This is a genomic window from Infirmifilum lucidum, from assembly GCF_014876775.1.
GTDB lineage: Archaea > Thermoproteota > Thermoprotei > Thermofilales > Thermofilaceae > Thermofilum > Thermofilum lucidum.
The window spans coordinates 635,613-661,838 of record NZ_CP062310.1 but is presented as its reverse complement, the minus strand read 5'-3'; the positions used below and the strand labels follow the sequence as shown (position 1 = coordinate 661,838).

General features: G+C 52.5%; 23 protein-coding genes and 2 tRNA genes. 16 read left to right on the top strand and 9 right to left on the bottom strand.

Translation table 11 applies throughout. From position 1 onward, the window contains the following. Positions 1 to 8: 8 nt before the first annotated feature. A complete protein-coding gene (locus IG193_RS03655; RefSeq protein WP_192819535.1) occupies positions 9 to 1,283 on the bottom strand; it encodes a metallophosphoesterase family protein in 1,275 nt (424 codons plus the stop codon). 142 nt (positions 1,284 to 1,425) lie between these two features. Between IG193_RS03655 and IG193_RS03650 the strand changes: the two genes are divergently transcribed. The 4 genes from IG193_RS03650 to IG193_RS03635 all read left to right on the top strand — a co-directional run bounded on the left by IG193_RS03650 (position 1,426) and on the right by IG193_RS03635 (position 5,351). Continuing rightward, positions 1,426 to 1,538, top strand: a tRNA-Glu gene (locus tag IG193_RS03650). 103 nt (positions 1,539 to 1,641) lie between these two features. Beyond that, positions 1,642 to 1,743 (top strand) — tRNA-Thr (locus tag IG193_RS03645). A gap of 27 nt (positions 1,744 to 1,770) precedes the next feature. Then, entirely contained in the window at positions 1,771 to 3,723 is a 1,953-nt protein-coding gene (locus IG193_RS03640) for an alpha-amylase/4-alpha-glucanotransferase domain-containing protein (protein ID WP_192819534.1), read from the top strand. After that, positions 3,714 to 5,351 (top strand): glycogen/starch synthase, encoded by a 1,638-nt coding sequence (locus IG193_RS03635; RefSeq protein ID WP_192819533.1) that lies wholly within the window; start codon positions 3,714 to 3,716, stop codon positions 5,349 to 5,351. The genes IG193_RS03640 and IG193_RS03635 overlap by 10 nt, the downstream gene beginning before the upstream one ends. Here the strand turns inward: IG193_RS03635 and IG193_RS03630 are convergent. The 4 genes from IG193_RS03630 to IG193_RS03615 form a co-directional block, all read right to left on the bottom strand. Then, positions 5,348 to 5,791, bottom strand: coding sequence for a transcriptional regulator (locus IG193_RS03630; RefSeq protein ID WP_192819532.1), 444 nt, complete (start codon positions 5,789 to 5,791; stop codon positions 5,348 to 5,350). The genes IG193_RS03635 and IG193_RS03630 overlap by 4 nt on opposite strands. Then, positions 5,784 to 6,557, bottom strand: a complete 774-nt coding sequence (locus IG193_RS03625) for a KaiC domain-containing protein (protein WP_192819531.1) — start codon at positions 6,555 to 6,557, stop codon at positions 5,784 to 5,786. The genes IG193_RS03630 and IG193_RS03625 overlap by 8 nt, the downstream gene beginning before the upstream one ends. Positions 6,558 to 6,629: 72 nt before the next feature. After that, the gene (locus IG193_RS03620; RefSeq protein WP_192819530.1) at positions 6,630 to 7,931 is read right to left on the bottom strand and encodes a phosphotransferase; all 1,302 of its coding nucleotides are present in this window, start codon (positions 7,929 to 7,931) and stop codon (positions 6,630 to 6,632) included. Next, complete coding sequence (locus IG193_RS03615) at positions 7,928 to 8,893, bottom strand: TackOD1 domain-containing metal-binding protein (protein ID WP_192819529.1); 966 nt, start codon at positions 8,891 to 8,893, stop codon at positions 7,928 to 7,930. The genes IG193_RS03620 and IG193_RS03615 overlap by 4 nt, the downstream gene beginning before the upstream one ends. Positions 8,894 to 9,011: 118 nt before the next feature. Here IG193_RS03615 and IG193_RS03610 point away from each other — a divergent pair, with 118 nt between their 5' ends. Genes IG193_RS03610 through IG193_RS03600 form a run of 3 tightly spaced genes read left to right on the top strand, consistent with a single transcriptional unit; the run spans position 9,012 to position 12,307 of the window. After that, positions 9,012 to 10,535: a type II/IV secretion system ATPase subunit gene (locus tag IG193_RS03610; protein ID WP_192819528.1), complete on the top strand. Its 1,524-nt coding sequence runs from the start codon at positions 9,012 to 9,014 to the stop codon at positions 10,533 to 10,535. Between the two features lie 12 nt (positions 10,536 to 10,547). Next, entirely contained in the window at positions 10,548 to 11,393 is an 846-nt protein-coding gene (locus IG193_RS03605; protein ID WP_192819527.1) for a type II secretion system F family protein, read from the top strand. A gap of 2 nt (positions 11,394 to 11,395) precedes the next feature. Next, positions 11,396 to 12,307: a type II secretion system F family protein gene (locus IG193_RS03600; protein WP_192819526.1), complete on the top strand. Its 912-nt coding sequence runs from the start codon at positions 11,396 to 11,398 to the stop codon at positions 12,305 to 12,307. A 44-nt stretch (positions 12,308 to 12,351) separates the two neighbouring features. Here the strand turns inward: IG193_RS03600 and IG193_RS03595 are convergent, their stop codons facing one another. Further along, a complete protein-coding gene (locus IG193_RS03595; protein WP_192819525.1) occupies positions 12,352 to 15,114 on the bottom strand; it encodes a cytochrome c biogenesis CcdA family protein in 2,763 nt (920 codons plus the stop codon). Between the two features lie 185 nt (positions 15,115 to 15,299). Between IG193_RS03595 and IG193_RS03590 the strand changes: the two genes are divergently transcribed. From IG193_RS03590 to IG193_RS03575, 4 genes are all read left to right on the top strand, one after another. Continuing rightward, positions 15,300 to 16,496 carry an aconitase X catalytic domain-containing protein gene (locus tag IG193_RS03590; protein WP_192819524.1) on the top strand — a complete coding sequence of 399 codons (1,197 nt, stop codon included), beginning with the start codon at positions 15,300 to 15,302 and terminating at the stop codon, positions 16,494 to 16,496. Beyond that, positions 16,493 to 16,900, top strand: coding sequence for an aconitase X swivel domain-containing protein (locus IG193_RS03585; protein WP_192819523.1), 408 nt, complete (start codon positions 16,493 to 16,495; stop codon positions 16,898 to 16,900). The genes IG193_RS03590 and IG193_RS03585 overlap by 4 nt, the downstream gene beginning before the upstream one ends. Beyond that, positions 16,875 to 17,528, top strand: coding sequence for a type-4 uracil-DNA glycosylase (udg, locus tag IG193_RS03580; RefSeq protein WP_192819522.1), 654 nt, complete (start codon positions 16,875 to 16,877; stop codon positions 17,526 to 17,528). Before IG193_RS03585 ends, udg begins: the two co-directional genes overlap by 26 nt. Before the next feature lie 466 nt (positions 17,529 to 17,994). Beyond that, entirely contained in the window at positions 17,995 to 18,609 is a 615-nt protein-coding gene (locus tag IG193_RS03575) for a hypothetical protein (RefSeq protein ID WP_192819521.1), read from the top strand. Here the strand turns inward: IG193_RS03575 and IG193_RS03570 are convergent. Continuing rightward, positions 18,599 to 18,874, bottom strand: coding sequence for a hypothetical protein (locus tag IG193_RS03570; protein ID WP_225876116.1), 276 nt, complete (start codon positions 18,872 to 18,874; stop codon positions 18,599 to 18,601). The two genes, IG193_RS03575 and IG193_RS03570, sit on opposite strands and share 11 nt — an antisense overlap. 61 nt (positions 18,875 to 18,935) lie before the next feature. On the opposite strand from IG193_RS03570, the gene IG193_RS03565 reads away from it, so the two are divergent. From IG193_RS03565 to IG193_RS03555, 3 genes are all read left to right on the top strand, one after another. Further along, a complete protein-coding gene (locus IG193_RS03565; protein ID WP_192819520.1) occupies positions 18,936 to 19,337 on the top strand; it encodes a hypothetical protein in 402 nt (133 codons plus the stop codon). 35 nt (positions 19,338 to 19,372) lie between these two features. Further along, positions 19,373 to 20,014 (top strand): hypothetical protein, encoded by a 642-nt coding sequence (locus tag IG193_RS03560; protein ID WP_192819519.1) that lies wholly within the window; start codon positions 19,373 to 19,375, stop codon positions 20,012 to 20,014. Positions 20,015 to 20,084: 70 nt separating this feature from the next. Then, positions 20,085 to 21,569, top strand: coding sequence for a hypothetical protein (locus tag IG193_RS03555; protein WP_192819518.1), 1,485 nt, complete (start codon positions 20,085 to 20,087; stop codon positions 21,567 to 21,569). On the opposite strand, the gene IG193_RS03550 is transcribed toward IG193_RS03555, so the two are convergent. Both IG193_RS03550 and lysS read right to left on the bottom strand, forming a co-directional pair. Beyond that, on the bottom strand, positions 21,570 to 21,896 hold the full coding sequence (locus IG193_RS03550) for a hypothetical protein (RefSeq protein ID WP_192819517.1): 327 nt from the start codon (positions 21,894 to 21,896) through the stop codon (positions 21,570 to 21,572). Positions 21,897 to 21,917: 21 nt separating this feature from the next. Further along, a complete protein-coding gene (gene lysS / locus IG193_RS03545; RefSeq protein ID WP_192819516.1) occupies positions 21,918 to 23,552 on the bottom strand; it encodes a lysine--tRNA ligase in 1,635 nt (544 codons plus the stop codon). A 194-nt stretch (positions 23,553 to 23,746) separates the two neighbouring features. Between lysS and IG193_RS03540 the strand changes: the two genes are divergently transcribed. After that, positions 23,747 to 25,606 carry a hypothetical protein gene (locus IG193_RS03540; RefSeq protein ID WP_192819515.1) on the top strand — a complete coding sequence of 620 codons (1,860 nt, stop codon included), beginning with the start codon at positions 23,747 to 23,749 and terminating at the stop codon, positions 25,604 to 25,606. Positions 25,607 to 25,609: 3 nt separating this feature from the next. Next, positions 25,610 to 26,224: a hypothetical protein gene (locus tag IG193_RS03535; protein WP_192819514.1), complete on the top strand. Its 615-nt coding sequence runs from the start codon at positions 25,610 to 25,612 to the stop codon at positions 26,222 to 26,224. The last annotated feature ends 2 nt before the right edge of the window (positions 26,225 to 26,226 follow it).

Genomic DNA, 26,226 nt, shown 5'->3' with positions numbered 1-26,226 from the left:
AGAGACAACTATATCGCCTCTATCTTGTAGGAGACAGCTCTAAACCCAGAGTCCACCAGTTGTCTCAGTAAATGTGAACCTGGATTTATAGAGCCTTCCCTGAAGAGAATGTACTCGGTGCTAATTTTGTAGGACTTCTCATTGTCCGAGGTTATCTTCCAGAAGACATGCGCCTTTTTGTCGATAGAGAAGATCTTCATGATGAGGCACAGTCTGTGGTTGTGTAAGTTCTCGTTACACGAGAACAAGTACTCGCTGAATGGCGTGAGCGGGTCATTCGTCCTGGTACCATAGAATTCTATCAACTTGTCCTTAGGTATCTCGAAAACCTTTACGCCCTCTTCTGAAGAGAGCATGCCCTTGAATGTTCTTGTAACAATAATGTCTATGAAGTCCTCAAGAGTCAAATTGTCCTTAAGCGTGTAAAAGGGGATTCTTACTTCACGTCTCTCCATGGTAGAATCTGTCGAAATGTCTCTGAATGTCAGTAGAGCCCTGTAAGGGATCCCGCTAACCCTAGTAAACTTCAAGTCATTCTTGTGCGCGCACTTCCTGCACAGGGTCCACTTCTCGGGTATGTGGACAACCCTCCCACAGCCAGAACACCTCTTCCATACTCCATTGATAAAGCGCCACTCGACTTTAACATCCCCACTGCTCGAGATGTCGATAAGTGCGTAGTTTCCTATAGGATCACCGCTCTTGAGAAGCCTATCAAGCCTGGCAACGTTGACGTACACCGTGCCGTTGTGCTCCACGTCCAAACCTCCAAAACTGTGGCTATGCCCGAAAATATGGACGCGAGGCCTATAGTAGTCGATGAGATAGTTTATCTCAACCACGCCCGCATGAGGGGAGTGGTGGTAGCTGTCTACAACTTTCCCGCGATCCAGTATGCTGAAGGGAGGGTAGTGGGTTACGAGTACTACAGTCCTAGCCTGTCTCTCGAGTCTAAAGGGGTTCGCCCTCCTGCCGTGGCCCACGAGAGCTATGTCGCCGAAATATATAGGACCTACAGAGTCTAAGTCGAATGCCTGCTGGAGGCTGCAGTCTCCCTCTATGTCCCAGTTCCCCCTGACGTAGTAGACTGGCTTCTGCAAGCCCCTAAAAATCTTGCCGAGAATCCTGCACATGCTCCCGGGCCTCTGCGGGTTTCCAATGTCCCCAGCTGCTACGACGACGTCGTAAGAGATATTATCCCCTTTAGTCCAGTCTATGAACCTATCAACAATGTCCTCCTTGCCGTGGACATCTGACACTGCAAGTATCCTGAGCTTCGCCATATCCTGGACACCAGGTCGCCACGCATTAACGAGACAACTAGCCACCCTGCCTTATAAAAATACCCTTACTCTAAGGCGACAAAGACATCGCGAAGCACCCTGGGAAAAGATTAATAAACCCACTCTACAAAGAGAGGTAGGAGCCCCGGTCGTCTAGCCCGGTCAACCTGCACGAGGGCTGAGAGGATATCGGCCTCTCGAGGTACTGGAGCCAGAGAAAGCCGAAGATCCCGGGTTCAAATCCCGGCCGGGGCATAACTTTCACTTTAACCGGCTAGCTGTGTTTAGTCGGCGTGCCTGCAGGGCGAGGAGCATTCTAGCGAAAAGCTGATAAATGTCTAGTGCTGTGTTTTCTCCAGCCCCGGTAGCTCAGACTGGTGGAGCGTCGGCCTCGTAAGGCTTAGAGTAACAGGGGGTTCGAGAAAGCCGAAGGTCCCGGGTTCAAATCCCGGCCGGGGCTTGATTTTTAGGAAAAGTAATAAATCGGATGTTGGAGCAGTTTAACCTTGTGAAGTCGACGTTCATTTTCGTCCTACACTTTCACCAACCGGTTGGACAGAAGCACAGCATTATGCAGAGAATCCAGCAGAACAGCTACGAGATGCTCTTAGACGTACTCGGAGACTTCCGCGACTTACCGCTCACGCTCCACTTCAGCGGATCCCTGCTCGTGTACTGGCGCGAGCAGTACCCCGACTTCCTCAACCGGCTGAGAGACGTAGTACGGGAGAGTAACTTCGAGATACTTGGGGGGGCTTTCTCTGAGAGCATACTGACGTTGCTCCCCATTGAGGACAGAGTAGAGCAGCTAAAGCGCGGCAGAGAACTCGTCGAAGAGGCGCTCGGCGTAACCCCTAGGGGCCTCTGGCTTGCCGAGAGGGTATGGGATCCAACTCTGCCACCAGTTGTTCGGGGGGCGGGCTACGAGTACGTAATTCTTGACGACGAGGTGGGCTACAGGTCTGGCCTCTGGAGAGATGATACGCACGTGGCTCTAGCCACAGAGTACGCCGGACATAGAGTAGGCGTTTTCTTCATCGATGCGAACATAAGGTACATTTTGCCCTGGCGTCCCCACGCAGAAGTTCTCTCCTACATAAGAGGCTTCCAGACCCACAACGGCTCCAGATACGTGCTATGGGGGAGCGACGCCGAGAAGTTCGGCGAGTGGTGGCCCCGCGAGCAGGCCGAGCCCTGGCTCAGGCTCTTCCTCGCATATTTGAGGGAAGAGAGGGTGATCCAGACCCTCACTCCCTCGGAGTACCTCAAGCGGTACGGCTACTCTGGTCTGGCCTACCTCGGCCCCTGGAGCTACGATAAGATGGTGGAGTGGAGTGGTGGGTATTTTCCGAACTTCCTTAGAAAGTACAGGGAGTCTAACAACATGCATAAGAAGATGCTCTACACAAGGGAGAAGCTTTCAAGACTAGAGGCCCCAGAGGAGGCCTGGAGGAACTACTACCTCGCCCAGTGTAACGATGCGTTCTGGCACGGCCTCTTCGGCGGCGTCTACATACCAGTCTTGAGGCAGGCGGTCTACGAGCACCTGATAAGGGCTGAGAGGATAGCAGAGGAGAAGGGAGGGTACTTTCTCGGCTCGGAGTACTATGTGAAGGAGGTAGATTTTGACTTCGACGGCAAAAACGAGATAATCGTCGAGACCCCCTTCTCGAACGTGTACCTGAAGCCTGACGACGGGGGGAGTCTCTTTGAGCTGGACGTAAAGGCAGCAGGCCTTGAGCACAACCTGGTAAACACGATGTCACGCTACGCCGAGCAATACCTCCAGGGGGTTCAGGGCTTCAACCCAGACTGGCACCGCCGCACCTCGTTCCGCGAGCACATATGGAGGCGCGACGCCAGGCTCTCCGACTGGATTGATAACACGCCGTTCGTAGACGTTAGTGACCTCGCGCTACGAAGATACATCGTGGAATACGTAGGCGAGAGGAAGGTCGTGTTGTCCACTGTAGGCCATGACTGGAGTGTCAGAAGCCAGCCTGCCAGGATTCACGTGACAAAAGTCTATGAGGTACTTGATGGGGGGAGGACATTGAAGGTCTCATATTACTGGAGGAACATGGAGAGGAGACTGATAGACCCTAAAATATCTGTAGAACTGTCCATAATGCCTAGGCTCTCATACTCTGAAGATGAAGTACCATTCTACACTGTCGACGATGCCTATAGGAGGAGCATGTACGAGAGGTTTGAGAGCCCCTGGTCTAGGACTGTTAGAATCACGTCCAAAGGAGGCCCCGAAGTCATTATTGAGAGTAGTAAGCACGCCGAGGTCTGGGTTGCTCCTATCGAGACCATATCCAGAACCGAGAAGGGGCTGAAGAGAGAGCTACAGGGCCTCGGAATAACTTTTAACCATGCCGTCGCCCTTAACCCTGGAGAGGGCTTCGAGGCACAGGTGATCCTGCGTTGGCTTTAGGCGTCTGGATGCTCACGTTCGAGGCAACCCCCTTTGTGAAAGTGGGAGGACTGGCTGAAGTCCCAACGAACCTCTCTATAGCGTTGTCCAATAAGGGAGCAAAACCCGTAGTAATTCTCCCTGCCCACACCCCCTCTATAAGCCTGGGCTCAGAAACTGTCGAGGCATTTTATAACGGGAGGAGGTACCTCTTCGAGAAAACGACGTTTAGGGGCGTCACCTTTCTTAAAGTTCATGGCGGCGTACTAGACGACCCGCGCATATATGCGGGCGACGTGCTGGACAGGAAGGTTATCGAGTTCTCCCTGGCATTTTCTTATCTGCTACTCAACAAGGAGGAGCTCGGGCTAGAGGAGCCAGATGTACTCCACTTTCACGACTGGCACTCGGTTCTACTGCTACTTATTGCCAAGAAGCACAGGGGGCATGAGCAAAAACCCGCGCTGATCTACCACGTCCACCTCCTAGTGAGGAAGAGGATAGAGCTCCAGATGCTCGAGGAAGTAGGGTTGCGCGGAGACTGGGCCCACACGGCATACATTAACGGCCGATACGCCACAACATCTCTACAGGAAATACACGAGTTGACCGGTGGGGTTGCTGAGAAGATTGGTCTCGCCGAGGCAGACAGGCTAGTGACCGTGAGCAGGTCTTACCTTGAAGAAGACCTCAGGTCAGCCCTAGGTGACGACGTACTAGCCCGTGGAGCCTACGTCTACAATGGAACAGATTGGACGTACGAGTCCCTTTATAGGGAGGTCTTATCCGTACACAGAGAGAGGCTCAGCAAGCTCTCCACGACGCGTGTTGACAGGTTAAGTCTCAGGAAGTACTTGCTGCTCCACGCCGTAGGGGGTCTTTCCCAAGGCGAGCCTCAGCTCCAAGATGACAGGATGAGGAAGTATATCGTAGATAGAGTAGGGCCGCCGTTTAAAGAAGACCTCAGAGTAGAGCCTTTCCGCTTCGACGGCCCCCTCTTAATAACCACTGGGAGGGTATCGCGTCAGAAGGGTTTTGACTTGCTCGCCGAGGCCATAGAGTACCTTCTCCATGATCTGGGAGAAGCGAGGGTATTATTCCTAGTACTCCCAGTGTGGGGCGGAGAAAGTTACATAGACATACTGATAGACCTATCCCGCGAGTACCCGGCAAACGTGCGCGTAGTGTTCGGAGTCGCCCCCTCAATATACAAACTCGTGCACATCTCTGCCGACGTTTTCGCGGCCCCCTCTAGGTGGGAGCCCTTTGGAATAATGGCTGTCGAAGCTATGGCTGCCGGCTGTCCAGTCGTAGCAGCTAGAGTTGGAGGTTTAAAGGAGACGGTTCTAGACATACGGGAACACGGGGTCAGGGGTACAGGCCTCCACGTTAAGCCTGAGGATCCCTACGACCTAGCCGAGGCGCTTCGCGACATGCTGGCATTCATGGAGGCCTCGAATAAGGGCCAGCTCGACAGGTATGTCGGGAAGATAGCTGAGAGGAGGCTTGTGAACTTACTCGAGACATACGTCGATGCCGGTGAAATTATCAGGAAGAATGCCGTGGATCGCGTAGTGTCTCTTTTCACCTGGGACAAGTCTGCAGAGAAATTAATAGATGTTTACAAGGCCGTCCTTTCTGCAGGTTAGAGCAAACGGAGAACTTCTTCAAGGGCTTTCCTGACGCTCTCAAGCTTTTTCTCGAGTTCTTCAACCTTCTTCTTAAGTGCCTCGACTTCGCCCGTCGAGGCGATGCCTGGGAGCGATATCTCGAGCTTACCGCCGCCCTGGAGTAGTCTCTCATAGGTTTCCTTTACTAGCTTGCCAGCCTCAGTCTTAGCCGCCAAGTGGTTTCTTATCGTAGCCTCAGTCCTGCCGAGCTCTTCGGCAATCTTCACGACAGAGTAACCCGCTCTCTCGCGGGCCAGAGCACCGGCTGCCACGACAAGGCTGTCGAGCCAAGTTAGCTTATCTTCAGCGTTCCTTATTGCGTCGATAACGTCTGGCCTGAGCAGTGTCCCCAAAATGAGTGAAAGCTCTAGCCTCCTCACGTCCTCCTTACCGATGGGCTTAAGGGGGACTTCACTCATAAGAGCCACCTTCTTCAATCCTGTATGCAGGTTCCCTTAACTTAACTATTTTGTTGCTGTAGACCACCACCCCTTTATCTGTTATCTCGAAGGGCCTCCTCCTCATGTCGTGTTTCGTCCCCCTCATTTTCCAGATGATAAGCGACCTGACAAGCTCCCCGTCTATTTCGTCCAGATCGAGCCTAACAATGCCGTCCACAGCGTGCTCAACGCCTGGGCCGCCAAACCCTCTCTCTGTGACGCTGACCTGGGACACAAATAGAGAGGTGGCGCCCAAACCAGAAAGGACTCTCTTGAGTTGCATGAGAACGGAGCGAGCCATAGCCGGCCTTGTTAGGTAGAGTGTGGAGACAGAGTCTATCACAACCCTATCAGCTTTAACGTCTCTAATTGCCTGTCTAACAACATCTATCAGTTCCCCGACATCGTCCACGCTCTTAACGACGTAACGCTCCCTCTTAGCCGCTTCTCCTACACCGCCTGTAAAGGCGTCTACAATTGCAAACTTACCCTCCTCCTCGAATCTGCGAACGTCCCAGCCGAACGAGGCCATATTCCTCCTTATCTGAACTGGGTGCTCCTCGAGAGCCACGAGAACTCCTGTCTCGCCGTTAGCCAGCCCATAGTACAGGTACTGCTGGGAGAATATCGTCTTGCCTGTACCCGGCCCCCCGGAGAGTAGTACGATATTCCTCTTGGGTATCCCTCCGTAGAGGAGGTCATCGAATCCCGGAATACCCGTTTTTACCTTCTCTATGACGCTCACGCGACCACCGCAATAAGGAGTTTTTATCAAAAATATAAATTTACGTCAAATACATGCACAAAACCTTTAAAATTATAAATTAAGAGGTGGGATTGTTTTATAGAGTGTTGCGAGCGCGGCATATATGTTGTCGGCCCGGTAGCTGGCCTCATAATACGCCTCGTATAGGGCTCTCTCCACGAACCACGGCAAGACCAAGCGATAAGCCTCCTCTGGCGAGGATGCTGGCACTATCTCCCTGTTAATACGCCTCAAGTACGCCTCAAGTAGTACGTCGCTCACTTCCTGCGCCCAGTCGCTTGCGAGTCTTACACGGCTGTCGCCGCTCAAGACGTAGTTGAACGCCTCCTCCTGGCTTAGTTTCAGAGTGTTCGCTATTGCAAAGAAGACTATATAGGACAGCCCTCTAAGCATGGTGGCAACATCGCGGATCGCCGGCTCAAGATCTCTCTGGAACTCTGCAGGCCTCCCGGGCTCCCCCTCGAAGTCCAAAATATAGAAGTTGTTCGACTTCATTAGCATTTGTGAGAAGTGCAGGTCTCCATGTGTGCGTAAAATCCTCTGCCCGAGCGACCTGGAAAAACCTTCCTCTACAGGCTGGCTCAAGTACGCCCAGGCCTTACCTATATTCCATCCAAGCTTCTCGAGTTTTAAGCGGTAGAAGGCTGTCCTTCCCAGCCACCTGTCTATATCTGTGCGCTCGGCATAGCGAGGCCTACACCAGTCTTCCTTACACTCGAGCATCCTGTTGTGGAAAGCTGCGATCGTTGCCGCAACGCCACCGAGCTCGCTCTCCGGCACTCGGTAGTCCCCCTGAAGAGTAGATACCATGCTCTCATAGAGTATTGAGCCGGGGTCAGTGCCGCCCTCGATGTACTCTGTGAGTATCCCGAGAACCTGCTCATCCAGGGAGTAAGACAGGATCAGCCCCGGAGAGATACCCGTATTGCTCAAGTGCTCCAGGAATGCAGGCTCGGGGTTCCACCGCGAGCTAAGCCTGTAGCCCTTCAAGACAAACTTTTCCCCGCTCTCTGCAGAGACGATGAGATGGGGGTTAGTCGCGTCTTCTGCAAGCACGCCCTCCAGTCTTAGTGCTTGTACTGACGCGTGTTTTCTGAGCTTGATAGAACTACACGAGGAGAGCCTTTGAAGGAAGTCTGGACAGTACTCGGCCTCGCAGAAGACCTCGCCGTCTATCTCCATGGTGTGCTTTGAAGGGCATGAGCACTTTTCGACGGGTACAACATATTCCGTATCTCCGGCCTTGAATTTCACTATAGTAACTCCGTTACAGGCCTCTGCGGAAGAGATGAGAACACTTACGGGCTCCCGTGTGCGCATCCACCTCTTGCCACTGAGGAAAATTGTCTTCATTTGAGCTTCTCCCTTAACTTCCGGATAGCATCTTCGAGGCTATCTCCTCTGATAGTTTCGACGTGTTCAGGTTTACGAGAAAGCTCTGCCGGTGCTTTCACGGCTACTATTAGGTGTTTCTCGTTCGAGTCTAGCGTCCTGCCGTAAGCATTCAAAACTTCTTCTCGGGCTTTTACAGCATCGTCTTCGCGCGGGAAAACAGTCTCAACGACGAACTTCTCCGAGCCCTTTTCGGCCAGCATTGGAACTTTCTTCTTCAAGCCGCTCAGCGTTATAATTTCTGCGTTGAAGTGCACCTTGTAGCCCTTAGAGGCAATGGCCTCAGCTACCCTCTTGGAGAGAACCTGGCCATACGCATTAGCTAAAATGCTCCTGTCAACAGAATACCTGTATATCTCCTTGTAAGTAGCCTCCCTATGGTCAAAAACATTGCCGCATGAAGTGCACTCGAGGAGGGTCGACGGGACACTGAACGTGAGGCCACAACCCTTGCACCTGTACGTTACCCCTATCTTAACCCAGTCCTTGTCCTGAGTGCCGAGCGGCCGGGAACACTTAGGGCACAAGGTGTTCCCCCGGGCGTCTTTTGGGGCCGACTCTAGTACTCCTATGTACCCGCACATGACGTGGCTGAATAAAGTGTTCTTTTCGACGTCACGAGATCCGCAGCTCGGGCAGGCATAGCGGGCCTTGAAGCTGGTGTTACCGCACTTCGGGCAGAAAACCAGCCTGTCGGCGACAACTGGCTTGAGAAAACCTCTTTTCACAGCCTCTTCTAGGAGCGCCTCCCTGGAGATCCCGTACCTCCCGGCTATCTTAGAGTATGGGTCATCCTCACCAGGGTTTACAAGTATCTCGCTAACCCCCTCCTCGAAAAGACTCACTACGAGCTCCTGCAGGGCGTTTGCGAGGGACTTGAGATACACCATTTCGTCGTGCCGTAATGACCCAGTACCCGCCATAGTCAATTTCTAATTTTTAAACGCTAGAAGCCAGTATATTCTTTTCTTTTGCGAATAATTAGGAGGCACTATTTTTTTATTTGAGGATCATCCTACAGAATTAACATAGAGGGGATCCATGGAGATACAACGTAATGCCAGGGTAGACGGGGGAGAGGTTCTCCTCGAATTCTACGAGATATCTCCACCGTTTGCGTATGCCCTAATAGTTAGGAGGCGCGACGGGGGTATCGAGTACCGCCTGCTAGAACCACCTCTCACCCTCGAGGATATCAGGGTTCTTGAAAGAGTCAAGAGGATCCTCTTGCTCTCATCTACGGAGCGGCTTGACAGGGCCCTCCAAAGACTGACATCCGAACCAGAGGCTTTTCTCGAAGAAGAAGTTAGGCGCGTTATCAAGCGGTACAAGATAGAGGCTCCGGGCGAGTCTCTCGAGAAATACCTGTACTACATAAAACGAGACACCATAGGGTATGGCCGCATAGACGCGCTCCTAAAGGACAAGGAAATCGAGGACATTTCGTGCGACGGGCTTGGGGCGCCTGTGTACGTCTGGCACCGGCGGTACGAGTCTATACCCACGAACATAGTTTTCAGCGATCCCGAGGAGCTTACGAGCCTGATACTGAAGCTCACTTATAGGGCTGGCAAGCAAGTCTCTATAGCCCAACCGATAGTCGAGGGAGCACTTCCCATGGGATACCGGCTCCACGTAACTCTGGACGAGGTCTCGAGGCGGGGCGGAACTTTCACGATCAGGAAGTTCAGGGAGATCCCCTTTTCCCTTATAGACCTGGTGAACATGGGGACTATTTCGCCGCAGCTAGCGGCATACCTCTGGTACCTCATCGAGAATAATAGAAGCGTGATGATTGTTGGTGCAACAGCAAGCGGGAAGACCACGACCCTGAACGCCGTCGCTACATTCATTCGCCCCGAAGCAAAAGTCGTGACCATCGAGGACACACCCGAGCTACGCTTACCGCACGAGAACTGGGTTCCGCTGGTTACAAGGCCTAGCTACGAAGAGTGGGTTAGGAACGTAGACCTCTTCGATCTACTCAAGAGTGCAATGAGGATGAGGCCAGACTACGTAATAATCGGCGAGGTGAGGGGTGAAGAAGCCTTCACGCTATTCCAGGCAATAGCAACAGGCCACGCCGGCATGTGCACCCTGCACGCCGAAAACGTAGACTATGCCGTGAAGAGACTAGTCTCTCCACCGATGAACGTGCCGCTCTTCCTAATTCCCATGATGAATGTCGTCATCCTAGTGAGGAGACTTAAGATAGGCGAGAAGGTGGTTAGACGCGTCGTGAGCGTTCAGGAGTTGCTGGATGTTGATGAAGCAAGGAACACCGTCGCCACGCGCGAAGTCTTTAGGATAAACCCAGTGCTCGACAGAGCCGAGTGGGTCTCGGAGAGCGAGCACCTAAAGAGGATAGCAGAGGAGAAGTTCACCACTCTCGGCGAGATCCAGAAGGAGCTAGAGAGGAGAGTCTCCGTCATCGAGTACATGGCTAAGGCAGGTATAACGTCTTATGAGAGAATAAGCCAGGTTATAAGAGACTACTACAAGAACCCCGAGCAGACGCTCCACCTGCTGATGAGCGGCTACTATGTGCGAGCGAGAGAGGCATGAGGTGGTTGTCTCGTGATCGAATCGCTCACGGCTAGATTCCTGCAACTCGCTGAGCCTTTTAGGCAGTACTACGAGAGGGCAGGCTTCAACGACCCATTCGAAACGTATATTCTCAACGTTGCGAGAGCGCTCGTGCTCTTGCTAATTACTTCTGCCGTAGTCCTCACGCTTATCCACGTTTCTCTCTTCAATATGAACCCTCTCCTAGCGCTGCCCGCATCCCTCCTCCTCACTTTTGCTACCACCGCCATATTCACAGGGCTCGCCCTATACTACCCGGTCTATAGAACCTACTCCCGCCGCGTAAGCATCGAGAAGGACTTGCCGTTCACCGTGGCGTACATGGCCTCTCTTGCCTCCTCCGGTATGGGGTTGGAGAGACTACTAGAGAGAGTTGCTGTCTACGAGACAAATAGGGAGTTGCGCAGAGAGCTCTTCCTAACGCTAAGAGACATCAAGGCTCTTGGCCTTGACACTCTAACTGCTCTGGCTAGGCTGGCGTCCCGCTCGCCAAGTGCGCTCTTGTCGTCGTTCATCCTAGCACTTAGGGAGGCATACGCTACTAGCGGCGATTTAAAGAGCGTTCTTATGCACTACGCTAAGCTGATGCTAGACGAGAAGACTCAAAGATTGCGTAGTCTCGTGAACACTCTCTCTATGCTAGCAGAAGTGTATACCACGATGATGGTCGCCGCACCACTCATGTTCATAACAATGCTGATAGTTATGAATGTACTCGGCGGAGGTGTCCTCGGGCTTTCACCCGACATATTGATCCTCGTCCTGACATTTATTGTCATCCCGTTCTCCGCTCTAGGAATCTACATCGCCATAGACGGCCTGATGTCGAGGGTTTGAGTATGCCCTACCTGCAACTAGACTCCAGGCGGCTGTTTCTCCTCTTCTCCCTCGGACTCGCGCTGGCCTCAATACCGGTGCTCCTCGTCCTCACGGGACTACGTGGCGAGCTGCTCTCAAGCCTGAAGGTAGTTGGAGGGGCTCTGGTGATAGTTACCTCTACGCGGGTCAACGTCTTACTACTTGCGTCTATAGTCCTGCTGTTCCTTCCCTACGCCGTGGTCGACTCTCTCAACAGACTATACGTTGCAAGGATAACGCAGGTGCTCCCGCACTTCTTCAAGTCTCTCGCAGAGGCTGTGAGGTCAGGGTTAACGTTCCACGGAGCACTACGCTCGGTGACGGAGACAATGCCAGGATCCCTCAGCGCCGAGGTAAAGAGGGCTCTTGTACACGTAGAATTGGGAGAGCCCCTAGGCCAGGCGCTAAGAAGGATCCCCGAGAGGATCAGGGATGCGAACGTGGAGAAAGCAGTCACCATCCTCATAACTGCAAACGAGAGCGGCGGCAGGGTAATAGACGTGCTGGAGTCAGCGGCGGAGATATTTGCGGCTCTTAGGAGTTACGACGAGGAGAAGTCCACGACAATTAATCCCCACGTCATAACGGTCTATGCCTCGACGATAATTTACCTAGTCCTGGCGCTGACGATTCTCTATGTCTTCGTCATTCCTTTGGGCGCGATCCAGAGAACGGGAGGCTTTTTCGGCGCGCTAGACCCCCGGCTGTACGAGACGATCATGCTGTACTCTGGAGCAATGACAGCCTTCTCCGGGGGATTAATCGCGGGGAAGCTGAAACACGGTAGAGCCTCGGCAGGTTTGATCCACTCCGCGCTACAGCTCTCCATAGTGTCTGCGGGTTTCCTCCTTGCAGAGGCTTATCTCACCCCCCTCACACTAATGAAGCCATAGCGGATCTTCCTGAACTTTCACGCGCCCCCTAAGACCTAGAGAGGCTAGTGGTGGAGGATAATGTACACCCCGAGGAGGATTAGTAATAGGCCAAGCGCGAGCTCGGTCCATCTTCGCAAAGCGTTGATCCGGATAGTGGCGACGTCTACCATTAGGAGGATTCTCCCGCCGACAATTACGCCGGCGGCTATCAGGACTAGGGGTAGAACGAAGACTGCATTGTAGAGCATTAGGAGTAGAAGCGACACTATAGTATCTTCTCCAGCAAGCATATACGCTGCCACCAGGTAGGGGCCACTGCTACAGGGCAGCAATGTGAAACTAACTACGACTCCGGCCAGAAATGCTGTAACAACGCTACCTTTCTGCGCCTTGGATAGAAGAGAACGCGAAACCTCATTAATCCTTTGGAAAATAGATGCGGAGAGACTGTAGAGCCTGGCCATAAGGGAGGGTGCTCCCCCTAGGCTATTGGAAGTGTCTCTGCACCCTTCCCTCCACAGTATGCTCGACTGGGCTAGCGAGTATGCGCCTGCAGCTATTACTGCCGCGGCAATAATGTACCTGAGCCAGTTGAAGAACGATATGAACTTTATCAGGCCTAAGCCCAGCAAGAAGTAGCAGATGTACACTGCCGAGATAAAAGCGGCGGAGGCCACAGTAGCTTTCCTCCTCCCAGCGAACCCCATAATCGCTATCACTAGCGCAGCAAAGACCATGAATGTGCAAGGGTTAATCGAGTCAGCAGCCGCTAGTGCCACGACTAAAGGCAGGATCGCAGAGGGCTTCTGGGCATAGACCGGACTTGCTGGGGCGAACCCCCTCACTGCGACAAGGTAGGCCTCTGTCGAGTTGAGAGAACGGTACATCCACTCGCCCTGGCTTGTCACTACCAGGGTGGAACCGTTTGTTTTCAAGCCCAGGATTCTACGCCAGTCCGGCTCGGCAAGGGAGCCTGCTACAACTGCGTGGAGGAGCTTTCCCTTGAAGACGAGAGTTAGGGGGACGATCCGCGGGTATCCTGAGAATGCCATTTGATACAGGTAGTCGTACTCCTGGAGGAATGTCTGGTTAGCAATGTCCCTGAAATAGACTTGCCCGACTATTCTTCCGAGCAGTTCTCTCGTACGTCTACACTCCGGACACGTTTCCTCACCATACACGACTACCGTGAGAGTGCTGTTCTCCCCTGTAGGGGCAGGAGGCCTAGGACTACTGGGTTTTTGCTGCGACGCCGTAGCGTTCAGCACAACAGTTATCTCCTCCCTCCCACTAAGGCTCAGCGTCCTACTCAGCGTCACGTTACCGTAGGAAGCGACTACAGTGTAGTTTCCCGGTAGGAGGCGTACCTCGAGGTACCCCACTCCGCGGGCTAGGCTCACGTTACCCCGGTATACTACGATTTCAGCTGGATCTCCTCCAGTCGTCGAGGCGTGGACGATGAGAGGGTACCTTACCCGGTGTAGAGTGACGATCTTTCTAGTGTTGCTGGTGAGGTTGAGGGGGAAGGTCACGGCTACGTAGTTCGGGGTCGTGACTGTAATGTTGTAAACGCCTCCCTTTAGCGTCAAGTTAAGCGATCCCGAGAAGACTCCTATAGTCTCACCGTTAATCTTCAGGGTGAAGTTGTCTACTTTCTCCCCGTCCTCTGAGACTACGTCGAGCACAAGGGTGTAATTTTCGTCCAAGGGCGCCCTCTGGAAGACGAGTACGCGGTCGCTACCCACAATAAACGCCCTGTTGTTGCTGTAGTAGACGTCTCTGACAGCAAAGCCGGCATCCAGGGTGTACATCACCCCGCTTAAATTGCCCAAGACGACAGTTTTTCCGTTCCACACCGCAAACGTTCCGCTGTCATACACTCTCACCCCGACCTTGTCGCCCTTCGCGTAGGGTAGAGGTAGGGTGAAGCTCCTCAGGATCCTGTTTGCGAGGTTATAGACTGCGAGCTTCATCTCAAGGTCGTTGACTGATAAACCGTAAAGGAGTTTGTAGTCCGGCTCGGACGTAGCTCCTAGTAGTATGGGGAGCTGTAGCTTAGTAATGGCCGTTATTCCAGCCTCGGAGAGGGTGACTTCTTCGACGATAAGGTTATCGTATACTATGCCTATGTTGCCGCTAGGGAGGTTTACCAGTGATAGGACATGGTAGAGAGTATAGTTCTTTTCGCCTCCTGGCGTGATCAGAGTAATGACCTTCTCGTTCTGCTCAAGGCATATATGGCAGAGTGTCTCTATAGACAAAGCTAGAACTTTGCCGTCGAGCGGTACTACTTGTAAGCCAGTGTTCCGGAATGTCTTGAGGTATGTTCTCTGGTTTAGATCTCGCGTGAAACCCACGAGGTACTTCTCTGTCAGTAAGTATATGTATGAACCTGTTGCAATTGCTTTCTTAAGGCCAGTTAAGTCTGTCCCAGGTATTTTCGGCGACCTAAGGTGTACTCCTCCCCTGAGGTCAATCAAGTGAACGTAGGAATAAGGGATAACAGAGCCCATAACATACTCTGTCACGATAAGCGTTGAGTTATCGAGGAATGCCAGGGCCACGTCGCTGAAATTACTCGGTTGTAGCCTGTAGAGTACCGTGAGGTTCAGCGTGTACACGTCTACAAAGCGCCTGTAATATACGCTGTCCCCATAGGCTACAGCTATAAGGGTGCCGTTCTGGTTTACTGCAGTTGCAATCACCCTGAACCCATCAAATGACAGAGTAGAGGCAGTCCATGGCGAGGAGCCAGCGACTAGCAGGTGCAGTGAGAGCAGGGCGAACAGGAGCACGAGGAGGCCACGGGTCTTGGGCGCCGTCATGCAAGCTCTCGAAACTTTTCGCACGACTCTTTTATAATGGTATCTCTCCAACACCCCTCGATCCTATTAGGCTCATGCAAACCGTGCTCTTTGGGCAGGAGCTACCTCTGGCTAATGCTGTTCACGGGCGCGGCCCAAGCTGTCGGAGGATGAGTTGAAATACTTGTGTGTTGTTTTTAAGCTAAATGTACCTGGAACCTGAAGAGGAAAAGATACTCGACGGGGAGTATGGAGAAGCGAAGGCCCTCGCCCTCAAGGCCGTAGTAAGAGTAGCCGAGGCTGCTGGTGCTCAGCGCCTGGTAAGGATAAAACACGCCCACGTATCTGGCATATCATACAAGAACATTGGAGACGAGGGTCTAGAGTTTCTCGAGGGTCTCGCCCGCAGGGGCGCGCGCGTAAGTGTACCAGCGACGATGAACCCAGGCGGTTTCGACACAGTGTTGTGGCCTTACATGGGTGTCTCTAGGGATTTTATGGAGAAACAGTTCAGGATTATTAAGGCTCTCTCGGATATGGGGGTGAGACCCACCCTCACATGCACGCCCTACCTATACGAAAACATCCAGTTCGGAGATCACGTAGCCTGGTCTGAGAGCAATGCCGTCTTGTACGCGAACAGCGTCATCGGGGCACGCACGAATAGGGATGGGGGGCCGCTCGCGCTCCTAGAGGCTATCTCTGGCAGAGCCCCGCTTGCCGGCTTACATCTCGACTCCAACAGAAGGCCGCAACTAGTCATAGACTTCCGCGAGGCGTCCCAGATAATCAGAGAGAAGAGCCTCTATCAAGTCGCCGGCCTCTTAATCGGCAAGCTTGCCGGAGACAAAGTGCCACTTGTCAAGGGACTGGGCCTAACGAGGGAGGATGTGCGCGACGTAAAGCTCCTGCTAGCAGCTGCGGGGGCGACAGGGGGAATGGGCCTAGTCCTGATCGATAATGTTTCGCCGGAGCGCTATGACTCTACTGGCGTCGAGAAAGTGTCCATCGACCCCGTGTTAGTCAAAGAAGTTCACGAGGAGTACCGCGACGACTTATCCGACGGGGTCGTCGTGCTAGGCTGCCCCCACCTCTCCCTAGAGGAGGTCTTGGACGTAATTAGCTTCTTTTCGGAGAGAGGATCCGCCAAGCGGAGAGTCATGCTTTACACTAGCAGGCAGGTTTATGACTCTATAGGTGGGTACGTAGAAAAGCTCAGGAAGAAAAATGTGTTCGTTTTCGCAGACACTTGTATGGTTGTCTCACCCCTCTCCGGCTACGCGGGAGAAGAAGTCGTGACAGATTCTGGCAAAGCAGCCTTCTACCTCAAGGCTCAAGGATATAGAGTGGCGCTGAAAACGCGGAGGGAGGCACTAGCATACGCAGTCGGTGAGGAGGAGTGAGGATTGCTGGCCGGCCTGTTTCCGAGGGTGTCGCGAGAGGCCAAGTACTGCTGTCCAGAGAGCCCATAACCTTCTTTGGCGGCGTCGACCCAAAGACTTCTGAGGTAGTCGAGCCCTCCCACCCCCTGAAGGGGGAAAAATTGGCGGGTAAAATCCTAGTTTTCCCCCACTCGAAGGGCAGTACTGTTGGCTCCTATGTCCTACTGCGCATGGCTAAACGTGGTGTTGCCCCCGCAGGAGTGGTTACTGTTAGGCCCGACGAGGTCGTGATAATAGGGTGCATAATATCGGGTATTCCGTCAATGACGGGGATAGACGAGGCGAGCCTAGGCAAGATCCGGCCAGGGTCGCTCGCGGAGATCCGCGTGGGGCGGAGTCATGCAGAGCTCGTACTCTACGAATGAGTGTACAAGGCTACATGAAGAGCTCGAGAAAATAGCAGAGGAAATAAGAGCTTGTAGACGCTGTCCTCTCCACGCGTCCAGGACTAATGCAGTTCCAGGCGAGGGTAACCCCTGTAGCCGCGTAGTATTCATTGGGGAAGCTCCAGGCTCCAACGAGGATCAGCAGGGGAGGCCTTTTGTGGGGGCGGCAGGCCAGCTGCTAACCTCTCTTTTGACGTCAAATGGGATTCCCAGGGAGAATGTATTCATAACCAACGTGGTGAAGTGTAGGCCCCCGGGGAACAGAGACCCCCATGACGAGGAGATACAAGCCTGCCTGCCCTTCCTCCTAAGACAACTAAAGCTTATAAGGCCAAGTCTTATAGTGACGCTCGGCAGGCACAGCACGAGAACCGTTCTCGGTTACTACGGCCATAGCGCCGACTCTATAATGGCCGTGCGGGGAAGGGTCTACAGGATAGAGGCGGAATGGGGCGAGCTAGTAGTTTTTCCGACACTACACCCAGCTGCCGCGCTGTATAACCCCCGGTTGAGGACAATACTAGAGGACGACTTCAAGCATATTGCTACAGTCTTGCAGGGCAAGGGCTCCAAGGGGCAGAGCACGCTAGACGAGTTCTTCAGGTAGACGAGTATTTCCCCCTCGCTAAGTCTTGCACTAATGATACCACTGTAGCCAAAATTTACTCCAATAAACTCTAGGTACTGGAGTACTTCAACGATCTTGTGTCGTAACAAGTACTCGTCTTCCACAGGCCAACATTGCCAGAGAACTAGCGCGGTGAAGAGCTTCTCCTGGTTCTCGTCGACCCGCCTCAACAGGCCCAGCAGCTTGTAGGCCTGGAGGCCGAGCTCGGGCACGCCTGTGAGGGCCTCTGAAGCCCTTTCACGGAACACGTACGCCTGAGCCTCACTACATGGCGCCCCAGCGCCCCTCGCCACGTAGCGGAACCTGTAGAGCCAGGCTGTCACAAGTGTCGTAAACCACGCCCCGAGCGCGGCCTAGCTCGACGTGACAACGAAGGCCCTGCCCGAAGGCGGCCAGCAAAGAGGGGGCTAGAAAAAGAGATAATCCAGACACTAGTATTATTGTTGTGTCCCTTACTCCATTTGAAAGGGCACGCAAGAGAGCCAAGCTCATAAAAGAGACTATAGAGGATCTCGACGCCATACGCGCCTTTAAGCTCTTCAACCCGTCCAGGGCCTTGCGGAACCTTAGAGAGCTCAAGCTGGAGGGAGAGCTGTGGAGAGAGCTAGGTGATGCTCTCACCGAGATAGCTCAGGTACCTTCCAGGGACAAGTCTTTTCCGAGGCTCAAGAAGATAGACTCTATTTCTGACAAGCTATTTATAGCCTCTTTTGGGTTAATGGTAGGCTCCCTTATTCTCCTTCTATTCAACTACGAGGCTCTGATATCGTACCTCGTCCTAATTCTCTCGCTTATTGTTCTTAACATCTCTTACCTGCTTAAGTTCTACGTCAGCGTCAAGGTAAGGAGCGTGTACATGTCTAATATCGGTGTAGTTAAAGCCCATGGCGAGTTAATGAAGAGGGCTGTAGACAGCCTCGTGCCTAGGCTCCGCGGAGAGCTTAAAAAGGCGGGCATTGAGGCTGGACGGGTGAAGCTCACTCTCTTTCACGGGGACTACACGGGGCTAGTCATTGTCGAGGAGAAGAAAGGCGTTTACAAGCTCAAGCTCAGGGAGTAGCACGCGCCTTCTTATAGCACTCGATGCAGAGGAGGGCGGGACCGATCTCCACGCTACAGTCTTCGCACACGAGCCTGCCGCACTTCGAGCAGTAGCCTATTGATAGCTTCCTGCCGCAAACCTCGCAGAGTGTTTCCTCGCAAGCTATGCATATTCCCAGTCTGTCCCTGTAGTGTATCCTGCAGACTCTTCTACCGCACATTTTACACGTGAAAAGCTCTTCGGAAGTCCTCCCGCAGATCTCACACCTCCCCAAAACTGCCACGCCCACAACCCTTACAGAAATATTTTTAAATTATCTGTCTAAGGGCGAATAGGTGGCTTTATTGCCGCTGAAACTCGATCAAGCCGAGAAGAGACTCTTGTATCTCCTCTACTCTTACGGGAAAGCGGTCTCTAGGAAGAGGATTCACGAGCTGGTATTTAAGCTACAAGAGGAGTATGGTGTCCAGCTCGGCTTCAAATTCTCGGGACATCCACCCATCTCCAAGGAGCTAGACGAAAAGCTCCAAGACCTCGTCAACAAGGGGCTCGTGAAAGTCATGTACTCAGTGGGGGGCAGTTACCTCAGCCTATACAAGCCATACTACAAGCTTACGGAACGGGGTGTACGCTTAGCCAAGAGAGGAGAGTTCTCTAAGACCGACAAGGAGAGCATCGACAGGATGGTGAGCGATATCCGTGGGGCTGAGAAAACTAGGGCCTCGGGGGTTGCGGGTCAACAATAGTAATTTATCTGTGCGCGACGCGTGTTATCTCGTGCATGTCTAATCCTGGGCCTGGAGACGAGGTAGAGATAGTTGAGGTTGGAGAGGGAGACATAGCAGTATTAGTAGCGGCACTGCGGAGACTCAACAATGGTGTCTATGCATTAAAGGTCTCGCTGGATTTCTTGAACTCTCGTGTCGGCACGCTTCTCGACAACATAAGGGAGCTAGAGAAGTCTCTTGAGAGCCATCTTGAGGGGTTTAAGAGCGAGAGGGAGAAGTTCTCCAGTGAGAATAGGAAGGCGCTAGAGGAGTTGAAAAGTGAGGCTCAGAAGATGACGCAGGAAATCAAGCTATCGATGGACGTTTTTTTCGAAAAACTTTCACGCGAAATAGAAAGGCTTTACGACTCTATCCATGGTGTCAGCGCTGACATAAACACTATTCTCTCGCAGATGAAAGAAGTGGAGCTGGTAATGACCGATACGACTGCAGCTGTTAAAGCTGAAGCCGGTACGCTCAGGACAAGGTACCAGGATACTGAAGCGTTAATAAGCGAACTATCTCAAAGAGTCAGCAGGCTTGAGGAAACGGTACTCGCCGCGATCAACGAGTTAAGAATATCTAATCAGGAGCTCTCTCTCAGGATGTCAAATATTGAGAAGCGCTTAGCAGAACAGCCACAAGCCAGGAAATAGTAGTATGGCCAACATATTGAGCGATAATAAATTATAACACGTGTCGATTATTTTAAGCTTGGGTGAGTGTGTGTCCTTTTTACGCAAACCTAGAGAGAAGGAAACAGTAGAGGAGAGTATGGTAGCCCAGATTCAAGCATCTCTAACCAGTATTGACCGCAAGCTCACAACGCTACCCGAATCACTACAGGAACCCCTTAGAAGCAATATCAGGACTCTACAGGCCCAGGTTCAGGCCTCGATAGAGGAGCTCCGAGGAATGCTTGCAGACGTCGTCGAGATGATACAGAGGCAACAACCTGCACTGGAGGAGTTAAAGCCTATCAGGACTCTACAGGCCCAGGTTCAGGCCTCGATAGAGGAGCTCCGAGGAATGCTTGCAGACGTCGTCGAGATGATACAGAGGCAACAACCTGCACTGGAGGAGTTAAAGCCTTTGCTTGAAGCGACCAGAAATATAGAGGCGAGAATTACCGATTTGAAGGAGCTGCAGAAGATCCTGGGGGAACTCCAGGGGATATCCGAAACCCACAGCTTATTACGGGACTCACTGGACAATATAGCTAAGCTTCTTGAAGGCTTGAACTCTACCCTCACAAACGCTGAAGCCCTCGTCAAAACCCTTATGGAGGAAACCCAGAAGTACGCCAAATTAATCGAGGAGTACTCCCAGTTATCTGCTAAGGCTGAGAGCCTCTCGAGGCAAGTCAAAGAACTAGAAGAGCTTCGGGCCTCTCTCGAGCAGAAGGAGAAGATTCTACTAGAGCGGGAGCGGGCGTTAATGCCTCTCTTCGAACAGCTCAACAAGGCCGTGTCGAGGATACCCGAAGTAGGAGACATTGTAAAATACATAGAGTTCCTCAGGCAGAAAGAAGCAGAGCTCAACACGCGTCAAGTGGAGATCGAGAGAAGGGAAGCCGAGCTTAAGGCTTTTGCCGGTAGGGTTGCCAGCGAGAGCGAGGAGCTGAGAAAGCTCCGGCTTGAGCTCGCAGAGCTAGAGAAGAAGCTTAAAGCCTGGGAGGAAGACCTAATAAAAAGAGAGAAGAGCTACGCGGAGAAGATGGAGGAGCTTGCGAGGTTTGAGCGCTCTCTATCGGAGAAGGAGCGCCGTATTAGTACGCTAATGAGCAGGTACGAGGAGTTGTCAAAACAAATTGCTGAGAAAGAGGTGCAGCTCAAGAAGTTGAACGAGGAGATAGCGGCCAAGGAGCGCCTGATAAAAGAGGAGCTTGAGCCCTACCGGGAGAAATTAATTAAGGAGCAGGAGAGGCTCATCGAGTGGGAGAAGCGACTGCTGGATAAGGAGCGGGAGCTCGTAGGGTACCAGCGCATGGTAGCCTCTAAGGAAAGCGCCCTCATAGAGCTGAGGGAACGCCTTGAAGCCAGGAAACTGGAACTAGACTCGCGTGAGAAAGCCCTTGAGGACAAACTGAGAAGGCTTTCTGAGCTCGAAGCCAGAGTGCAGCAGTTAGAGCGCGAAAACGCGTTGCTGAGAGAAGAGATGAAGAGGCGCGAGGAAGAAATCCAGCGCTTAAAGGAGCTGTGCGGTGGGTAGCTAAACTCCCTTCATGAAGTACACGAGGACTACAAGGAGAGCGAACATTATTGAGAGTAGAATTGAGAAGATGTTTACACCCTGGATAACTTTGAAGGGTAGTTTAGAGCCCCACTCGGGCTCTTCATCCTTGGCCATCGTGTAGCCTATAATTGCGGCAAGAATTGCTATAACGGCGATGGCGAGAGAGCCTACAGTGTAGACTAGGGGCGGGCTGTGGGGAGTTATGTTGAAACCCTCAGTGATGATGAAAATACTGGTATTGAGGAAGAGTGGAATAAGAGTTATTACGATGAGAAGGGTGCTAGGCTTTACTTTCTCTCCCATGTAGTCAGACCAACTGGACGTCTAGCTCACCCCAGCTAAAGAGGATGCCTCTTCAATCCTTCGAATCACAAAGTCCTTATTAAGCATAGCGAGGTATGGGGCGATCCTGGGCCCGCTACTCCTCCCAAAGAAGATCAGGTAGAGAGCTTGGAAGAACTTTTTCTCCTCCTCCTTTTCCTTCTTGAGAGAGATCATGGCGTTCTTAATGGATTCTTCGTCCCACCGGTCTAACCCGCTGAGTGCAGCGGATAGGCCTTTGAGGAGCTCTGCGACCCGTCTATCAACCACTTTTAGTAGTTCGTCCAAGGGTGGCTTCTCGACAATGGATATTTTGTAGTAATCTGATGCGTATAATTCCAGCCACCTCCTAGCCAAGGCGATACGCGTACTTATTCTTTCGAGCTCCCAGGGCTGTAGCTCGCGTGTGAGCTGTCTCGTCTCTCTCAGCCTCTGGACTACCTCTGCTATATCCTTCCCCTTGCTTGGGAGAACCTGTGAGAGTATCATAGCGTTGAGGTATCGTAGCTGGAAGGGAGGCTCGGGGAAGGGGTTCCTGAGTAGCGAGAGCTCGTAGCTCTTTGAGAGCTCTTCTTCGCCTTCTTCAAGGCCATAGAATACGCGTTCGGCCTTATCGAAGGCGTCATAGTAGCTAGGAACCTCGTCTAGGCTTAAGACGACGCGCCTCATGGGCGGCGCGAAGAGGTAGAGAAACCTGAGAACTTCGGGCTCTGCCACTTCAACCCACTGGCGAGGAGAGAAGCCTATGAAGTCGCTTGAACCCATGTCTCCAAGGTCTTTACCCCTAACTCTATACCCTACCCACTCATAGGCGAGCCCTGCTGGTGGCTTAAACCCGTACACGTTCTCAGCTAGATCGTTGCAGCTATCCCTCGACCCCCCAGGGGTAGCGTGATCCTTGCCGTACGGCTCAAACATAACCCCCAGAGTGTACCAAACACCCACCCACTCGACTCTCCAATTGAGTTTCCCGCGACTTAGGCTCTGCCAGCCCTCGTGTCCACAGTTCCTACACACATAGCGGACTCTGAAATTGGCGGGGTCTACCTCCAAGGCCTCTGTTGTGTCTATGCGCCCGCATTTTTCGCAGATAGGCTGGAAGGGTATAGCGTCTGGGCTGAGCTTCTTCTCACCCCTATACTTATTTATGGTGCTGACAACCTTTTCGCGCAGAGTAGTCACGGAGACGAGTACGAACTTCACCATCCTCTCGTTCTTCTCGTAAAGATCCTTTGTCGTTATAACCTCTACATTTTCCGCGAAATCATTCAAGTGTGAACCGAAGTACTCCCAGTAGTGCTCAACCCAGTTGGCATGGCACCCGTGAGGATCCGGGACGCGGTAAAGCGGCCACCCTATGTAGTTGCGGGCCTCCTCAACGTCTCTAAATTGCCTCAGTTGCCCCTCCTTTCCCTTCCATGCATCGACAGTATAGAGTGTGAGGAGGTGCCTAGTTTCCTTGCCACTTTTACGAACCAGTCTCAGAACAGTATCCACGATAGTTATTTCTCCCCTAAGCCTACCAACATGTTGAAGGCCTGAGACCGATAGACCCCCATTCCCGACTATTACATCACTGTTCCTATACTCTGAGACAAGCTGTTTGGCCACGTCCTCTATCCAGTGAGTGCCGCTCATAGGCCCAGAAACGGAAGGAGTGGGCAGGTTTATAAACCTGGTTACCCCTCCAGCCCCCTCACCGCGGGCTATAGAGCCAGGCTTTCCCTCTTTATGTTGCATGATTAGAGAGGGTCGGTACGCGTTAGCTTCAAATTCAGGGTATTTGTGGTATCGAATCTAGGTATATCATGTGCAGAGCTTTAGCCATTGTGTTGATTACCCTGTTAATAGTAACAGTAGCTTCTATCGAAGCTTCTCCAGTCCTCTATGTGAACTATGTCGAGGTCATGGAGTGGGACGGGTTCTCGTGGAGAAGCACCTATATTCTGCTTGCGGGGGACACTCTCAGCTTTACCACGAGTGCTAGGTTAGTTGTCGTTAGAACTGACTCCTCCTCTGGGAAGCAACCAGCCGAGGTTTTAATCGACGGAGTAAGGTACAATCCTACTCTGGGCACAGGGGTTCTATGGAACACTGCACTGGTGCAACTCGATGGCTTGCTACATCGTGTGAGCATCCGGTACGTAGACTCGCCGTCAAGGCTCCCAGCACTTGCATTTTTCGCGGCGCCCGGGGGTTCTACAGATCAACCTTTAAACGTCTCTATTCCCAGGGTTCCCGGCTTTACGACTCTAGGCCTAAAGGTCAAGGTGTTGCTACGCGGGAACGACACCACGAGGGTCATGGACAGACCCTTTTTCGTCTTGAACTCTACTACTATCAATGTCCTAGGCGAAGCTCTGACAGTAGTTGAGGCCATTGTGCCGTTTGAGAATGTAAGCATTCGAGGGGACTTCATCAAGGCAACATACTCTTACCTTTACGGGCTTCAAGGGGGGTTTGGCTCGAGCATCCAGCTACCACCCTACCCCGAGAGGTACTTGTTTCTGAACAGCCCCTCTCCCACCAACTTGACAAGCCTCAACAACGTACTGAAAGGAACGCCCCCCAAGGTACTCCTAGCGGCACTTGGCTCACTCGGGGTAAGCCTTCCCAGCGTAACCTACACTGTAAACTTCAATGTAGAACAGCCAAGCACTTTATGTGGCACGTCCAGTATCAGCTACAGGGTACTGGCCCCGCGGGTTATATCGGGCCCCTCTGGGCGCAGCATAACTCTTAGTGGGGACAATACAACACTAGTATTCAGGTTCTTTTCCAGGGGCGTCTCGTTGGTGGACGTCGTCGTGTCGACGCCTCCGGGGGAGCTCTCGGTGTCGCCGCCAATATACTCGCTTAGCTTCGTTCTCTACGACAAGATGGGCGGGCGCGTCCGAAACGCCTGCTTCACGGTCTACTCTACTGGGAAAGTCACGGCTTCAGGCGTTGTTAGAGATGGCGAAGGGCTCGTGTGCCCACTGCCGCCTGGAGAGTACGTCATTGTCGCGTACGTGGCAAATAACGTCATAGCTAGGGCGACTGTCCAGGTCGCCGGCGACACCTACCTGCCCATCACCACCAACACTACTAGCGTGCAGATAACTCTGCTACGTGAGGGTACGCAAGAGCTGTTGGGCAACTACACGATCACTCTGCGTAGCAACAACCTAGTATACAATGCAACGGGGGTTGGGGGCAGAGCAAGAATAGAGGGAGTCCTCCCAGGAGTTTACGCGTACAGCGTCTACATATCTGGGGACAAGGTCTACGAGGGTAAACTTGAAGTCTCAGACACGCGTAATAGCTTCGTCTTCTCGATACCCGTCTACCACCTAAGGGTACAGCTCGTAGGGGCGCTGAACCAGCCTTTAAACGGGCTTAAGGTGGTACTTCAAGGGCTGGATATAAAGAGGGAAGCAACGACAGACCCCTCGGGCCGTGTAGACCTCGGTCTAGTTCCTGCAGGCTCCTACAAGCTCGTTGCCGGAGAGGAGCTTTTCAACGTAACGATTGAAGCAGACTCCTTCAAGCTTGTCCAGCTCAACATAGTAGCCGTAGTCTACGGGCATAAAATAACTACAGGTCACGTCGAGTTCGCATTGCTTGTTCTCCTATTGTTCTCCATCGTGCTGGCCGTGAGGAAGATTGTAAAAGGTTTTAAGAGAGGAGAGTCTCACATAGTAGAGGTGTGAGTGTTGCCCGAAGACTGGCAACTCGAGCTGTCGAAAAAAATTGGCTTGACACCTGTGTACACGCCCTCTCATGAAGATTTCGTCTTACTCCTTCTGTATCTTGATGGGCGCACTCCGCTCTACGGCGAAGAGGCTCTACATGTTATCTTATTCCTGTACCCCTACGTACCTCTATCTTCCTCACCGTCTATCTTCCTCCCATTCTCGCCAGACCTCGAGAAGAGTTTGATTTCTCTAAAGGATAGGGGGCTTATTGAGGAGAAGACAGAGTTTAGGGGAGGTAGACACGTCAACACGATCCGGCTAACAGACAGAGGTGTAGCCGAGGCCAGGAAAGTATTTTCCGAGTTCTCGAACAGCTGGATTCTCGTACACGGCTTTGTCCTGAGAAAGGGCTCAGAGGTTATTTCGGAGCTCGAAGCGCTCAAGAAGACCTACAACGACAAGTCGCCGCTCGAGCTACTCAAAGTCATAGCCTCGAAAGTTGAATCTGAGGGAGACGCCTTCGTGAAACGTCTCAGGCTTCAGAGCGAGAGGCACGAGAAGCTCGTAATTGGAATAGCAAAGCAATTGGCACGCGACCTAAAAGTCCTGACGCGCGAGTCATACTTCTTCTAAAC

Coding starts and splice junctions, on each gene's coding strand:
- IG193_RS03655 (WP_192819535.1), bottom strand. CDS start 1,283: ATGGCGAAGCTCAGGATACTTGCAGTGTCAGATGTCCACGGCAAGGAG.
- IG193_RS03640 (WP_192819534.1), top strand. CDS start 1,771: ATGTTGGAGCAGTTTAACCTTGTGAAGTCGACGTTCATTTTCGTCCTA.
- IG193_RS03630 (WP_192819532.1), bottom strand. CDS start 5,791: ATGAGTGAAGTCCCCCTTAAGCCCATCGGTAAGGAGGACGTGAGGAGG.
- IG193_RS03620 (WP_192819530.1), bottom strand. CDS start 7,931: ATGAAGACAATTTTCCTCAGTGGCAAGAGGTGGATGCGCACACGGGAG.
- IG193_RS03615 (WP_192819529.1), bottom strand. CDS start 8,893: ATGGCGGGTACTGGGTCATTACGGCACGACGAAATGGTGTATCTCAAG.
- IG193_RS03610 (WP_192819528.1), top strand. CDS start 9,012: ATGGAGATACAACGTAATGCCAGGGTAGACGGGGGAGAGGTTCTCCTC.
- IG193_RS03600 (WP_192819526.1), top strand. CDS start 11,396: ATGCCCTACCTGCAACTAGACTCCAGGCGGCTGTTTCTCCTCTTCTCC.
- IG193_RS03595 (WP_192819525.1), bottom strand. CDS start 15,114: ATGACGGCGCCCAAGACCCGTGGCCTCCTCGTGCTCCTGTTCGCCCTG.
- IG193_RS03590 (WP_192819524.1), top strand. CDS start 15,300: ATGTACCTGGAACCTGAAGAGGAAAAGATACTCGACGGGGAGTATGGA.
- udg (WP_192819522.1), top strand. CDS start 16,875: ATGCAGAGCTCGTACTCTACGAATGAGTGTACAAGGCTACATGAAGAG.
- IG193_RS03560 (WP_192819519.1), top strand. CDS start 19,373: ATGTCTAATCCTGGGCCTGGAGACGAGGTAGAGATAGTTGAGGTTGGA.
- IG193_RS03550 (WP_192819517.1), bottom strand. CDS start 21,896: ATGGGAGAGAAAGTAAAGCCTAGCACCCTTCTCATCGTAATAACTCTT.
- lysS (WP_192819516.1), bottom strand. CDS start 23,552: ATGAGCGGCACTCACTGGATAGAGGACGTGGCCAAACAGCTTGTCTCA.